This is a genomic window from Halomonas cibimaris, from assembly GCF_055379665.1.
The window spans coordinates 1,329,923-1,344,350 of record NZ_AP043828.1 but is presented as its reverse complement, the minus strand read 5'-3'; the positions used below and the strand labels follow the sequence as shown (position 1 = coordinate 1,344,350).

General features: G+C 63.7%; 10 protein-coding genes. 2 read left to right on the top strand and 8 right to left on the bottom strand.

Features of this window, described 5'->3' with window-relative positions; translation table 11 throughout:
- Positions 1-77: 77 nt before the first annotated feature.
- The 3 genes from dnaJ to grpE all read right to left on the bottom strand — a co-directional run bounded on the left by dnaJ (position 78) and on the right by grpE (position 4,094).
- A complete protein-coding gene (gene dnaJ / locus ACZ415_RS06235; protein ID WP_344701199.1) occupies positions 78-1,226 on the bottom strand; it encodes a molecular chaperone DnaJ in 1,149 nt (382 codons plus the stop codon).
- Between the two features lie 123 nt (positions 1,227-1,349).
- The gene (dnaK, locus tag ACZ415_RS06230; protein ID WP_344701201.1) at positions 1,350-3,278 is read right to left on the bottom strand and encodes a molecular chaperone DnaK; all 1,929 of its coding nucleotides are present in this window, start codon (positions 3,276-3,278) and stop codon (positions 1,350-1,352) included.
- A 153-nt stretch (positions 3,279-3,431) separates the two neighbouring features.
- Complete coding sequence (grpE, locus tag ACZ415_RS06225; protein ID WP_344701203.1) at positions 3,432-4,094, bottom strand: nucleotide exchange factor GrpE; 663 nt, start codon at positions 4,092-4,094, stop codon at positions 3,432-3,434.
- Positions 4,095-4,302: 208 nt separating this feature from the next.
- Between grpE and recN the strand changes: the two genes are divergently transcribed.
- A complete protein-coding gene (gene recN, locus ACZ415_RS06220) occupies positions 4,303-5,976 on the top strand; it encodes a DNA repair protein RecN (protein WP_344701205.1) in 1,674 nt (557 codons plus the stop codon).
- 108 nt (positions 5,977-6,084) lie between these two features.
- On the opposite strand, the gene ilvN is transcribed toward recN, so the two are convergent.
- The 5 genes from ilvN to rluD all read right to left on the bottom strand — a co-directional run bounded on the left by ilvN (position 6,085) and on the right by rluD (position 13,265).
- Entirely contained in the window at positions 6,085-6,576 is a 492-nt protein-coding gene (ilvN, locus tag ACZ415_RS06215) for an acetolactate synthase small subunit (protein WP_344701207.1), read from the bottom strand.
- Positions 6,576-8,300, bottom strand: coding sequence for an acetolactate synthase 3 large subunit (locus ACZ415_RS06210; protein WP_344701209.1), 1,725 nt, complete (start codon positions 8,298-8,300; stop codon positions 6,576-6,578). The genes ilvN and ACZ415_RS06210 overlap by 1 nt, the downstream gene beginning before the upstream one ends.
- Before the next feature lie 454 nt (positions 8,301-8,754).
- On the bottom strand, positions 8,755-11,358 hold the full coding sequence (clpB, locus tag ACZ415_RS06205) for an ATP-dependent chaperone ClpB (protein ID WP_344701211.1): 2,604 nt from the start codon (positions 11,356-11,358) through the stop codon (positions 8,755-8,757).
- Between the two features lie 152 nt (positions 11,359-11,510).
- Positions 11,511-12,290: a peptidoglycan editing factor PgeF gene (gene pgeF, locus ACZ415_RS06200; protein WP_344701213.1), complete on the bottom strand. Its 780-nt coding sequence runs from the start codon at positions 12,288-12,290 to the stop codon at positions 11,511-11,513.
- A 15-nt stretch (positions 12,291-12,305) separates the two neighbouring features.
- Positions 12,306-13,265, bottom strand: coding sequence for a 23S rRNA pseudouridine(1911/1915/1917) synthase RluD (gene rluD, locus ACZ415_RS06195; RefSeq protein ID WP_344701215.1), 960 nt, complete (start codon positions 13,263-13,265; stop codon positions 12,306-12,308).
- Between the two features lie 140 nt (positions 13,266-13,405).
- Between rluD and ACZ415_RS06190 the strand changes: the two genes are divergently transcribed.
- Positions 13,406-14,212 carry an outer membrane protein assembly factor BamD gene (locus tag ACZ415_RS06190; RefSeq protein WP_344701217.1) on the top strand — a complete coding sequence of 269 codons (807 nt, stop codon included), beginning with the start codon at positions 13,406-13,408 and terminating at the stop codon, positions 14,210-14,212.
- The last annotated feature ends 216 nt before the right edge of the window (positions 14,213-14,428 follow it).

Sequence of the window (14,428 nt, the reverse complement as noted above, 5' to 3'; positions counted from 1 at the left end):
TCAACGTCCGGTAAAAAAGACAAAAAAATGCCGGCACGCGCAGTGCCGGCATCCAAGAGTAGCGCAATGGGCTACCTTCAGGACTTCATATCTTCGAAGAACTTTTTCACGCCGTCGAAGAAATTGGTCTTCTTCGGCGAGTGATGCTGGCTGTTGCTGCTATTCAGGCTTTCCTGAAGCTTGCCCAGCAAATCTTTCTGCTCTTCATTGAGGTTGACCGGGGTTTCCACCACCACCTTGCACAGCAGATCACCCTGGGCGCCGCCGCGTACCGGCTTGATGCCCTTGCCGCGCATGCGGAACAGCTTTCCGGTCTGGGTTTCAGCGGGCACCTTGAGCTTCACCCGGCCTTCCAGCGTAGGCACTTCCAGCTCGCCGCCGAGTGCGGCGTCGACAAAGTTGATCGGCACCTCGCACTGCAGGTGGCGGCCGTCGCGCTCGAAAATCGGGTGCGGCTTGATCGCCACCTGAACATAGAGATCCCCCGGCGGGCCGCCGTTAATGCCGGCTTCGCCTTCGGCGTTGAGGCGGATGCGGTCTCCGGTATCCACGCCGGCGGGAATTTTCACCGACAGCGTGCGGGTCTCGCGCACGCGGCCTTCGCCGTTACACTTGTGACACGGCACCTTGATGTGCTCGCCGCCGCCGTGACAGGTCGGGCAGGTTTGCTGCACGGCAAAAAAGCCCTGCTGCATGCGCACCTGGCCGATGCCCTGACAGGTGGGGCAGGTTTCCTTGGTGGAGCCCGGCTCGGCGCCGTCGCCGTCGCAGCGGTCACAGTTGATATGGCGCGGCACGCGGATATCCACGCTGGTGCCGGCCACGGCCTGTTCGAGATCCAGCTCAAGGTTATAGCGCAGATCAGAGCCGCGCGCCGGGGCGTTGGGGCCGCGACGCCGGCCGCCGCCGCCAAAGATATCGCCGAACACGTCGCCGAAAATATCGCTGAAGTCGCCGCCACCGCCGCCGAAGCCGCCGCCGCCAAAGCCGCCGGCCTGGCCGTCTACGCCGGCATGGCCGAACTGGTCGTAGGCGCCGCGCTTTTCGCTGTCGGACAGCACTTCGTAGGCTTCGGATACCTCGCGGAATTTCTCCGCGGCCGTGTCGTCGTCCGGGTTTCGATCGGGGTGATACTTTTGCGCCAGGCGGCGGTAGGCCTTTTTGATCTCTTTTTGATCGGCCCCTTTATCGACCCCCAGGACGTCATAATAATCGCGTTTGGACATGGGTCCTACGCCTCCTGGTTAGCGTGAGCAGTGGTTGGCCTGGACGCTACTAAAGCGCGGCCTGCGCAAACAGCAACGCGGGAGTTGCCCCCCGCGTCACCGCTTGCCGTCACAGAAAGTGCGTTATTGCTTTTTCTGGTCGTCGTTGACTTCTTCGTACTCGGCGTCAACCACGTCGTCTTCCTGCTTGGCGCTGGCGTCTTCGCCGCCTTCAGCGCCGGCCTGCTGGCCTTCCTGCTCGGCGTACATCTTCTGCGCCAGACCGCCGGATGCTTCGGTCAGCGCATCCAGCTTTTTCTGGATGTCTTCGGCGTCGTCGCCCTTGACCGCTTCTTCAAGCTCGGTGATCGCCGTTTCGATCTTTTGCTTCTCGTCGTCGGTGGCCTTGTCACCGGCTTCTTCCAGCGTCTTCTTCGTGGCGTGGATCATGCCGTCGGCCTGGTTGCGCAGCGTCACCAGCTCTTCGAACTTCTTGTCTTCCTCGGCGTGCGCTTCGGCATCGCGCTCCATCTGCTCGATTTCTTCCTCGGTCAGACCGCTGGAGGCCTTGATGACGATGGACTGCTCCTTGCCGGTCGCCTTGTCCTTGGCTGAGACGTTGAGAATGCCGTTGGCGTCAAGGTCAAAGGCCACTTCAATCTGCGGCACGCCGCGGGGTGCCGGCGGAATGTCGGCCAGGTCAAAACGGCCCAGCGACTTGTTCTGCGATACCTGCTTGCGCTCACCCTGTACCGCGTGAATGGTCACGGCAGTCTGGTTGTCATCCGCGGTGGAGAAGGTTTGCGTCTTCTTCGTGGGGATGGTGGTGTTTTTCTCGATCAGCGGCGTCATTACGCCACCCATGGTTTCGATGCCCAGGGTGAGCGGGGTGACATCAAGCAGCAGCACGTCTTTCACGTCGCCGCCGAGCACGCCGCCCTGAATGGCAGCACCCACGGCCACGGCTTCGTCCGGGTTGACGTCCTTGCGGGCATCCTTGCCGAAGAATTCGGCGACTTTTTCCTGCACCTTGGGCATGCGGGTCTGGCCGCCGACGAGAATCACGTCGTCGACTTCAGACGCGGACAGGCCGGCATCCTTCAGCGAGGTCTTGCACGGCTCCAGCGAGCGCGTAACCAGCTCTTCGACCAGCGCTTCCAGCTTGGCGCGGGTCACCTTGACGTTAAGGTGCTTGGGACCGGTGTTGTCTGCGGTGATGTAGGGCAGGTTAACGTCGGTCTGCTGGGCGCTGGAAAGCTCGATCTTGGCTTTCTCGGCGGCTTCCTTGAGGCGCTGCATGGCCAGGTTATCGCCGGAAAGGTCCATGCCGCTGTCGGACTTGAACTGCTCAACCAGATAGTTGATCAGGGCCAGATCAAAGTCTTCGCCGCCGAGGAAGGTGTCGCCGTTGGTGGCCAGCACCTCGAACTGGGTTTCGCCGTCAACGTCGGCGACTTCGATAATGGAGATATCGAAGGTGCCGCCGCCCAGGTCGTACACCGCGATGGTGCGATCGCCGCGGGACTTGTCCATGCCGTAGGCAAGTGCTGCCGCCGTGGGCTCGTTGATGATGCGCTTGACTTCCAGACCGGCAATGCGGCCGGCATCCTTGGTGGCCTGGCGCTGGCTGTCGTTGAAGTAGGCCGGCACGGTAATGACCGCTTCGGTGACGTCTTCGCCCAAGTAGTCTTCGGCGGTGGACTTCATCTTCTTGAGGATTTCCGCGCTGGCCTGGGGCGGCGCCATCTTGTTGCCCTTCACTTCCACCCAGGCATCGCCGTTATCGGCCTTGGCGATCTTGTAGGGCACCATCTTGATGTCTTTTTGCACGACATCGTCGTCAAAACGGCGGCCGATCAGGCGCTTGATGGCGTAGATGGTGTTTTCCGGGTTGGTCACGGCCTGGCGCTTGGCCGCCTGACCGACCAGAATCTCGCCGTCTTCGGCGTAGGCGATGACGGACGGCGTTGTGCGGCCGCCTTCAGCGTTTTCGATGACCTTGGGGCTGTCGCCGTCGAGTACCGACAGGCAGGAGTTCGTCGTACCCAGGTCAATTCCGATAATGCGTCCCATAAGAAACCTCGAATTTGTTGGTGACGTGCCGCCCGGGCGGACGGCGTCGTGACAAAACAATGGCGTCTGCCAAATCGCGTGTTGGCGTTTACCGCCGGGTTGCCACGTTATCTGGGGGTTGCCGGCGGCATTTCAAGGGGGTTTATCGCGGTTCTATTCGGCTTTTTTGCTCACCACGACCATAGCCGGGCGCACCAGGCGGCCGTTGAGCCGGTACCCTTTCTGCATCACTTCCATGACCGTGTTGGGCTCCAGTTCCGGGTTGGGCACCATGGTCATGGCCTCGTGGACCTGCGGGTCAAAGGGCTCGCCGTGAGGGTCGATCTGCTCCACGCCGAACTTGCCCAGCACGTCCAGCTGCATTTTCAGCGTCATGGAGACGCCTTCGCGATGGGCTTCAGTGGCGTCTTCGCCCATGGCGTCAAGCGCTTTTTCCAGGCTGTCGATCACCGGCAAAAGCTCTTTGACGAACTTTTCCAGGGCAAACTTGCGCGCCTTTTCGGCGTCCTGCTCGGCTCGGCGGCGCACGTTTTGCGCCTCCGCGGCGGTGCGCATCGCCTGGTCTTTGGTGTCGGAAAGCTCCTGTTCCAGCTCTTCTACCTTGGCGGCGAGCATTTCTGCTTCGGGGTTGTCACTTTCCGCCTCGGTGCTGACGGTGTCGCCTTCATCGTCGATCAGGCTTTCCAGTTCACCTTCCGCCAAACGCTCTTCTGCCTTTTCCGCGGCGGCTTGCTGCTCCCCTTCGGGCGTCTGGGCGTCTTCTGCGGCGTGGCGTGCCTGCTCGTCGTCGAGCGGGGTCTGGGGATCTTTCGCCATGGGTATCTCCTGAAAAAGCGGCTGTGATGTCACTTGTTGGCGTATCGGGTCTGGGCGTTATATGGGGATGGTATGCGTCATCTCAAGTGCCACATTGTGGTATTGCGAGCCGGCGCCATCTACTGTATAAAAAAACAAAGACTTACGCTTTCTTCCTCTTTTCTTTTGCGCGTCTCACACTGGCGCACTGACACCATCCGGAGGCCCTATGCTGACGCAGCTCGCCATCCAGGACTTCGCCATCGTGGATGGCCTGGAGCTCGACCTCCAAAGCGGCATGACCGCCATCACCGGGGAAACCGGGGCGGGTAAATCCATTTTGCTCGGCGCGCTTGGCCTGTGTTTGGGCAGCCGCGCCGATGCCGGCAGCGTGCGCCACGGCTGCCAGCGGGCCGATCTTTCCGCGCGCTTTGATATTGCGCGCCTGCCCGCCGCCCGGGCCTGGCTTGCCGAACGCGAACTGCCCACTGACGAATGCCTGCTGCGCCGCGTGGTCAGCGCCGCCGGGCGCAGCAAGGCCTGGATCAACGGCCGGCCGGCCGCCATCAGCGACCTGAAGGCGCTGGGCGAACGGCTGATTCAGATTCACGGCCAGCACGCCCATCAGGCGCTGCTGCGCGAAGACACTCACCTGGCGCTGCTCGACGACTACGCCGGTCTCAATGACGACGCCGACGCGCTGGCCGCGGCTTTTCGCGACTGGCAGCACGCCCGGCGCCGGCTCAAGAGATTCCGCGATCAGGGTGATGAAATTCAGGCTCGGCGCCAGCTTTTGCGCTATCAGGTCGAAGAGCTCGACCAGCTCGCACTGGCCGACGACGAGCTGCCAGCCCTTGAAGACGAACAGCAAACCCTGGCCCACGCCGAGGATATTCTGCGCGATACGCAGTTTGCCGCCGACTGCTGCGAAAGTGACAGCGGCGGCGCGCTCACCCTGCTGCGGCAGGCCCACGGCCGGCTAAGCGAGCTGCCCGGCAGCGAAAAAGGAGCGCTGGCCAACACCTTGACCATGCTGGGTGACGCTCGCATCCAGCTGGAAGAAGCCGCCAGCGAGCTCAACCATATAGCCGCCAATACCGAGCTTGACCCCGAACGGCTGGCGTTTGTTGAAAACCGTTTGAGCGACGCGCATCGCATTGCGCGTAAACATCAGGTCGCCCCGGAAGAGATTCCCCGGCTTCATGCCAAACTCAGCGCCGAGCTGAACCGGCTCGACGCCGGCGATAACAGCCTGGATCGCCTGCACGAAGCCGCCAACGCGCGCGGTGAGCACTATCGGCAGCTGGCCAAGGCGCTGGGCGCGGCGCGGCGGCGCGCGGCGGGCGCGTTTGCCAGCGAAGTGCAGCAGCAGCTGGCGTTTCTGGCCATGGAAAAAGCCCGCTTTGATGTCCGGCTGCAAAGCCGTGACGCCCCGGCCGCCGAGGGGCTGGAGCGGGTGCAGTTCTACATCAGCGCCAACCCGGGCCAGCCGGCCCGGCCGCTGGCCAAGGTCGCCTCGGGCGGGGAGCTTTCACGCATCAGCCTGGCCATTCAAGTCGTGGCGGCCCGCCACTCCACTATTCCCAGCCTGATTTTTGACGAGGTCGACGTCGGCGTCTCCGGCGCCACGGCGGAAATCGTCGGCCAGCTGCTGCGCCGGCTGGGTGAAAACGGCCAGGTGATGACGGTCACCCACCTGCCCCAGGTCGCCGCCCAGGCCCATGCCCACCTGCACATCGAAAAGCACGCCCAGCGCAACACGACCCGCACGCGGATGGCACTGCTCGACGAAGGTGGCCGGGTCAGCGAGCTTGCCCGCATGCTTGGCGGCGTCAGCCTCTCCGATCAGACCCTGGCCCACGCCCGAGAAATGCTCCACTCAAGCCAGCGCCCGGCGCATTGACGACTTTTCTCAAGCTCATGGCTCAAGGCGCCTTCCCGCAAGGCGCCTTCCCGACCATAAAAAAAGGCCGCTAAAAGCGGCCTTGTCTCTACCGGAGTCGGGCGCCGGCTACAGCGTCAGCACCTTTTCGCCTCGGGCAATGCCGGAAACGCCGGTGCGCGCCACTTCAAGAATACCCAGCGGCGCCATGGCATGCTCAAACGCATCCAGCTTGGCGGCGTCCCCGGTAATCTGCACCGTGTAAAGGCTCGGTGTGACATCAACCACCTGGGCGCGGAAGATATCCGCGGTGCGCTTGACCTCGTCCCGGGCCGCCCCCAGCGCCTTGACCTTGACCAGCATCAGCTCGCGCTCGATGTGGTTGCCTTCGGTCAGATCCACCAGCTTGACCACGTCGATGAGCTTGTTCAGCTGCTTGGTGATCTGCTCGACCACGCGGTCGTCGCCGACGGTGGTCACGGTCAGCCGCGACAGCGAGGCGTCTTCGGTAGGCGCTACGTTAAGCGTTTCGATGTTGAAGTTGCGCTGCGAAAACAGACCGATCACACGCGACAGGGCACCCGGTTCGTTTTCCATCAGAATCGAGATGATATGACGCATTAGGTACGCTCCGTTTTAGACAGCAGCATGTCACGCATGGAGCCCAGCGGCACCTGCATCGGATAGACGTGCTCGAACGGATCGACCTTCACGTCGAGAAACACCAGCTCGTGCTTGTCAAGCAACATCCGCTCCAGGGCCGGCGCCAGCTCGTCGAGCGTGTTCACCGTAATCGCGGTGAAGCCGTAGGCCTGGGTCAGCAGGTGGAAATCAGGCATCGACTCCACATAGGAGTGCGCATGGCGAGACTTGTAGTTCAAGTCCTGCCACTGGCGCACCATGCCCAGCGAGGCGTTGTTCAGGTTGATGATCTTGACCCCGACGCCGTACTGCTTACAGGTGGACAGCTCCTGCATCATCATCTGAAAACTGCCCTCGCCGGTAATGCATACCACATCGTCATCCGGATAGTTCAGCTTGATGCCCATGGCCGCCGGAAAGCCAAAGCCCATGGTGCCAAGCCCGCCGGAGGTGATGAAACGGCGCGGTTTGTCAAAGCGGTAGTACTGGGCGGCAAACATCTGGTGCTGGCCCACATCGGTGGTGACGAAGGCTTCACCGCGGGTTTTTTCGCAGATGGCCTCGATCACTTCCTGGGGTTTTAATAGCTCGCCGACCTGCGACGGCTCGTAGCGCTTGCCTTCGCGCTCGGCGCGCCAGCCCTCGATCTGCTCCCACCAGTCGCTGATGGCGTCGGGATTGGCGATGTCCTTGCTCTGGACCAGGCTGATCATTTCGTTGATCACGCTGGAGGCCGGCCCGACGATGGGCACGTCGGCGTGTACGGTCTTGGAGATCGAGCTTGGGTCCACGTCCACATGGATGATCTTGGCCGTGGGGCAGAACTTGGAGACGTTGTTGGTCACCCGGTCGTCGAAGCGCGCGCCGATGGCAATCACCAGATCGGCATGGTGCATGGCCATGTTGGACTCGTACGCGCCGTGCATGCCCAGCCAGCCCAGGCACTGCCTATCGCTTTGCGGATAGGCGCCCATGCCCATCAGCGTGGTGGTGATCGGATAGCCGAGCTTTTGCACCAGATCCGTCAGGCCGGTGGCGGCATTGTCCAGCACCACGCCGCCGCCGGTATAAAACATCGGGCGACGCGCCTTGAGCATCAGCTCCACGGCTTTTTTGATCTGGCCGGTATGCCCGCGGGTCACCGGGTTGTACGAGCGCATTTTGACCTTTTTGGGGTAGACGTACTCGTAGCGCTCGGTGGGAGCGGTCATGTCCTTGGGAATATCCACCAACACCGGGCCCGGCCGGCCGGACGCGGCCAGGTAATACGCCTTTTTCAGCACCTCGGGAATTTCGGACGGGTGACGAATGGCAAAGCTGTGCTTGACGATGGGCCGGGTCACGCCAACGATGTCGGTTTCCTGAAAGGCGTCCTCGCCGATCAGGTGGCTGGCCACCTGGCCACACAGCACGACCATGGGAATGGAGTCCATGTAGGCGGTGGCAATGCCGGTCACCGCATTGGTCGCGCCCGGGCCGGAGGTCACCAGCACCGTACCCGGCCGGCCCGAGGCCCGGGCATAGCCGTCAGCGGCGTGGGTGGCGGCCTGTTCGTGACGCACCAGAATGTGCTTGACCTTGTCCTGGCGGAACAGCGCGTCATAGATGTGCAGCGCCGCCCCGCCGGGATAGCCGTAAATGTATTCAACGCCCTCATCTTGCAAGAAGCGGGCGATCATATCTGCGCCGGAAAGCAGTTCCACAGTGTATCTCCCCTGAAGGTCTCGAGTGCCATTGGCAGGCCGTTGCCCACCATGTCGAGTGCGGCGGTATGCCGCTGCCGGTTACGCCGGCACCTGATGCCAAACCCTGGCATGTGACCCGGTTAGGGTCTGCACTCTCTCACGGCGGTTTACCGCGTCGGGGCGTTGGCCAGGCTGGGCGGTAAGCCCTGCCCGGAAGTCCTTCGGCGGGTAGAGGCATCTTGACGCCTACCCTTCGCGCGGGGATAGGGGGTTGCCCGTGGGTTCCGCGCCCGCAAATCAGGAACCCTCAAGATTCCATTAGCGCTCTGGCTTGTCAACTGCCAGGGCCCGCCACGGCGGGAAAACGGACACAAAAACGCCCTGTCGCGGCGCACGACAGGGCGTTTAACGAACGCGCTCCGACGAAAGTGGCACCGCGGCATCAGGCGCCGCGGTGCCGCCTTCGCCGTGCTCAGGCGGTGGTAAAGCGCAGCGCGCCGTCTTCGGCGGTCACGCGGATAACGCTGCCCGGGGCAAAGTTGCCCGCCAGCAGCTCTTGGGCCAGCGGGTTTTCGATCCGGCTCTGGATCGCCCGCTTGAGCGGCCGGGCGCCGAACACCGGATCAAACCCGACCACTGCCAGCTGGGCCATGGCGTCATCGCTGACGTCAAGCCCCAGGTCGTGCTCGGCCAGACGCGCGCGCAGGTGCGCCAGCTGAATGCCGGCAATGGCCTGAATCTGCTCCTGGCCCAGCGCGTGGAAGACCACCACTTCGTCAATGCGGTTGATCAGCTCCGGGCGGAAGTGGTTGCCCACCGTCTCCATTACCGCGCTGCGCATGGCGTCGTAGTCGCCGCCGCCGGCATCGCTCTGGTCGCCGCCCATGCGCTGGATGATGTCTGAGCCCAGGTTCGAGGTCATCACAATCACGGTGTTGCGAAAGTCCACCGTGCGCCCCTGGCCGTCGGTCAAACGCCCGTCTTCCAGCACCTGAAGCAGGATGTTGAACACGTCTGCGTGGGCCTTTTCCACCTCGTCGAGCAGCAGCACCGAGTAGGGCTTGCGGCGCACCGCCTCGGTGAGGTAGCCGCCCTCCTCATAGCCCACGTAGCCCGGAGGCGCGCCGATCAGCCGGGCCACGGAGTGCTTTTCCATGAACTCGGACATATCCACCCGCACCATGGCCTCCTCGGTATCAAACAGGAAGGTGGCGAGCGCCTTGCACAGCTCGGTCTTGCCCACCCCGGTGGGGCCCAAAAACAGAAACGAGCCGTTAGGCCGGTGCGGGTCGGCAAGTCCGGCCCGGGAACGGCGCACGGCGTTGGATACCGCCTCCACGGCCTCTTTCTGGCCGATCACCCGCTCGTGCAGGGCGTCTTCCATGCGCAGCAGCTTGTCGCGCTCGCCTTCCAGCATCTTGGCCACGGGGATGCCCGTCCACCGCGACACCACCTCGGCGATTTCTTCTTCGGTGACGTTGGAGCGCAGCAGCTGATGGGTCGAGGTGTCGGCCTCTTCGCTTTCGCTGCTTTCGGCGATCTTTTTCTCAAGCGTAGGGATGGTGCCGTACTGGATCTCGGACATCCGCCCCAGGTCACCCTGGCGCCGGGCCTGCTCCATGTCCAGCCGCGCCTGTTCAAGCTCGGCCTTGAACTGGGCCGCGCCCTGGATGCTGGCCTTTTCCGCCTTCCAGATTTCGTCGAGATCGGCGTACTCGCGCTCCAGCTCGTGAATTTCCTCGTTGAGCGCGTCGAGGCGCTTTTGCGAGGCGGCGTCGGTTTCCTTCTTCAGCGCCTCGCGCTCCATCTTGAGCTGGATCAGCCGGCGGTCCAGCCGGTCCATTTCTTCGGGCTTGGAATCCAGCTCCATGCGGATGCGCGAGGCCGCCTCGTCCACCAGGTCGATGGCCTTGTCGGGCAGCTTGCGATCGGTGATGTAGCGGGTAGACAGCTTGGCCGCGGCGATGATCGCCGAGTCGGTGATGTCCACGCCGTGGTGGACTTCGTAGCGCTCCTTGAGCCCGCGCAGAATCGCCACGGTGTCTTCTTCGTTGGGCTCGTCGACCAGCACTTTCTGGAAGCGGCGCTCAAGGGCGGCGTCCTTTTCAATGTGCTGGCGGTATTCGTCCAGCGTGGTCGCGCCCACGCAGTGCAGCTCGCCCCGGGCCAGCGCCGGCTTGAGCATGTTGCCGGCGTCCATGGCACCGTCGGCCTTGCCCGCGCCGACCATGGTGTGCAGCTCGTCGATGAACAGAATCACCCGGCCTTCTTCCTCGCCGAGCTCCTTGAGCACGGCTTTCAGCCGCTCTTCAAACTCGCCGCGGAACTTGGCCCCGGCCAGCAGCGCGCCGATATCCAGCGCCAGCACGCGCTTGTCTTTCAGCCCCTCGGGCACCTCGCCGTTGACGATACGGCTGGCAAGGCCTTCGACAATGGCGGTCTTGCCCACGCCGGGATCGCCGATGAGCACCGGGTTGTTCTTGGTACGCCGCTGGAGCACCTGAACGGTGCGGCGAATCTCGTCGTCACGGCCGATCACCGGGTCAAGCTTGCCGTCCAGCGCCCGCTGGGTGAGATCCTGAGTGTACTTTTCCAGCGCCTCCCGGGACTCCTCGGCGTTGGCATCGGTGACGTTTTCGCCGCCGCGCACGTCGTCAATGGCGGTTTCCAGCGCCCGGCGTTCGATGCCGGCCTGCTTGAGCGCGCGGGCCACGTCGCCGCCGGCTTCCAGGGCGGCAAGCAGCACAAGCTCGGTGGCGATGAACTGATCGCCGCGCTTCTGGGCCTCGCGATCGGTGAGGTTGAAAAGCTTGATCAGCTCCTTGGACGGCTGCACATCGCCGTCGAACTGGCTGACCCGGGGCAGATCATCCACCTGGCGGCTCAGGGTATCGCGCAGAGTCGAGGCGCTGCCGCCGGCTTTTTCCACCAGCGACTTCACCCCGGTGTCGCTGCTGTCCATCAGCGTCAGCAGCAGGTGCGCCGGTGCCATCTGGTTGTGGCCGCGGCCCACGGCCAGCGACTGGGCATCGGCAATGGCGTTTTGCAGCTTGGCAGTAAACTTGTCGAATCGCATAAACGTGTCCTCCCGGCATGGCGCAGCGCTGGGATCGCTCGCCCGCACCGCGCCGGCCTTCCTTTTCGATCAACAGGCCGCCGGGCGAAATGCCGTCCGGCGGTATCGGTTTGCTTCTCTAGATGGCGGCAGCACAGAGGCGTTTCAAGAGATCAGGGGCTGTCCAGCCAGATAGCGCTGGCCATCCGTCCGGTCTGGCCGTTGTCGCGGCGGTAGGAATAAAAGCGCGGCTCGCTTGCGGTGCAGAAATGGCCGCCGCTCACCTCGTCGATGCCCAGCAGCGACAAGCGCAGCCGCGCCAGATGATAGAGATCGGCCATGTAGTGGCCCAGACGGTACGGGCTCGGATCAAAGGCGCCTTCGGCCTGGGGATGCACGGCAACGAAGGCATCAAACACCTCAGGGCCAACCTCGAACTGGGCATTGGAAATAGCCGGCCCCAGCCAGGCCATGACGTCCTCCGCCGGGGTGTTGAGTGCGGCCACCGTGGCTTCCAGCACGCCGCCGGCCAAGCCCCGCCAGCCGGCATGGGCCACGGCCACTCGCGTGCCGGCGCGGTTGCAGAAAAGGACCGGCAGGCAGTCGGCGGTGAGCACTACGCAGGCGTAGTCGGCGCTGTCGGCGACGGCGGCGTCGGCCTCGGGAATCTCGCTTTGCAGCGCGGTGCGCCGGGGATAGTGCTGCTGCACCCGGGCGCCGTGGGTCTGGCTAAGCCACAGAAACGGCCGCGCGTCGCCGACTTCCTTGCCCAGCAGGCGCCGGCAAAGAGCCACATGCTCGGCGTTGTCGCCTACGTGCGTGGCCACGTTGAAAGCGGCAAACGCGCCCTGGCTGGGGCCGGTTTCCCGGGTGGTGACGAACGCCCGCACGTTGGCCGGCGCCGGCCAGTCCGGGGTGATCAACGTCGGGCGCAGATCCGGCGCATCGCTCATTTCGTCCTCCCCCGCTTATCGCATGGTCTGGTGGTCTTCGCGCAGATAGTCCAGCAGCATCAGCAGGTCATCCGGCAGCGGTGCGCGAAAGGTCATCTCCTGACCGGTATGCGGGTGCTGGAACGCCAGCCGACGGGCGTGAAGCGCCTGGCGGGGAAACTCGCGCAAAATCTCCTTGAGCGGCTCCGCCGCCCCGGGGGGCAGTTTCGGCCGGCCGCCGTACAGCGCATCGCCAATCAGCGGATAGCAGGCGTGGGCCATGTGTACCCGTATCTGATGGGTGCGCCCGGTTTCCAGCCGGCAGCGCACGTGGGTATGGGTGCGAAAGCGCTCCACCACGCGAAAGTGCGTAACCGCCGGTTTGCCCGAGGCGTTGACCGCCTGACGCTTGCGATCCTTGGGATGGCGGCCGATAGGCGCATCCACCGTGGCCCCGGCCACCGGCGTGCCGATCGCCACGGCGTCGTACTGGCGCGAGACCGTACGCGCCTGCAGCTGCTCGACCAGCGCGGCCTGGGCGGGCAGCGTTTTGGCAATCATCAAAAGCCCGGTAGTGTCCTTGTCCAGCCGGTGGACAATCCCCGCCCGGGGGATTTCGGCAAGCGCCGGATGATGGTGCAAAAGCGCGTTGAGCAGCGTGCCGTCAGGGTTGCCGGCGGCGGGGTGCACCACCATGCCGGCGGGCTTGTTGACGATCAGCAGGTGGTCGTCTTCAAACACCACGTCGAGGGGGATGTTTTGGGCCACGAAACGCTGCTCGTCTTCCAGCGTGGCGTGAAGCGCCAGGGTTTCCTCGCCGTGAAGCCGGGCCTTGGGCTTGGCGCGGGCGCCGTCCACGGTCAGCTCGCCGCGGTTGATCCAGGTTTTCAACCGCTGGCGCGAGTACTCGCCGAACAGCTCAGCGGCGGCCTGATCCAGCCGCGCACCGGCAAGGCAGGCCGGCACGCGCGCGGTGGCGTCAACGGTGCGGGTCATAGCATTTCCTTGAGCCTCGGGCAGCGCCGACGATGCCTGCGTTTTGCCGCGAGGTGTTTTATAGTGTGTCAACTGCGTCCATTCTACCACGGCCATCGCCGCATTTCGGTGATCCAGGCTTGATTGTCACGAGGAACTTCATGCGCGCTTTTTCCGCAGCGACCCGCCTTGGCGCCGTCGCGCTCAGCCTTACGCTACTCGCCGGCTGCGCCAGCAACGACACCGTGCCAGCCGACGGCGAAGGCAAGTACGCCAATACCAGCGAACGCGACCTCTACGAGCTCGCCCGCGACGCGCTCGACCGCAACCTCTACATGACCGCCATAGAGCGCCTGGAAGCGCTGGACAGCCGCTACCCGTTCGGCAAACACGCCGAACAGGCCCAGCTGGAGCTGATTTACGCCTACTACGAAAACAGCAAGTGGGAAGAAGCGCGCGCCGCGGCCAGCCGCTTCGTGCGCCTGCACCCGGACCACCCCCAGGCCGACTACGCCTACTATCTGCGCGGGCTGGCCGCCTGGCAGGCCGGGCGCTTCAGCCTGGAGCGGCTGCGCGTAATCGATATATCCAAGCGCGATCTGGGGGCCACGCGCGATGCGTACAACGACTTTCGCGATCTGCTGACCCGCTACCCGCAAAGCGACTACGCCCCGGACGCCCGCCAGCGCGTGGTTTACCTGCGCGATCTGCTGGCTCGCCACGAACTGCACGTGGCCGACTACTATCTGCGCCGCGGCGCCTATGTGGCGGCGGTGAAGCGCGGCCGCTGGGTGCTGGATCACTATCCTGAATCCAGCGCCAACGCCGACGCTCTGGCCACCATGATCGAAGGCTATCAGGGGCTGGGCATGGACGACCGCGCCCGCGAGGTGCTCAAGGTGCTCAAAGACAACGCCCCGAACCACGACCAGCTGAAAAACGACACCTTTCAGCCTCGTCATCTATAGCCGCGCTTTTGTTTGATCGTTGCCGACGCCGCGCCGTTGCGCTGCGGTGTCTGGCTTTGTGGACGCAACAGGGCTTATCGATACAATAGTTTTACAAAAATAGGCCGAAAAGGTAGTGTCTTGTGCAAAGCGTTCTGTGTAAGCCGCGTTCTGTACAAACCGTGTTCTGTATACGCCACTGTGCTAAGTGCCTGATCCAAAATATTCGTGCATAAT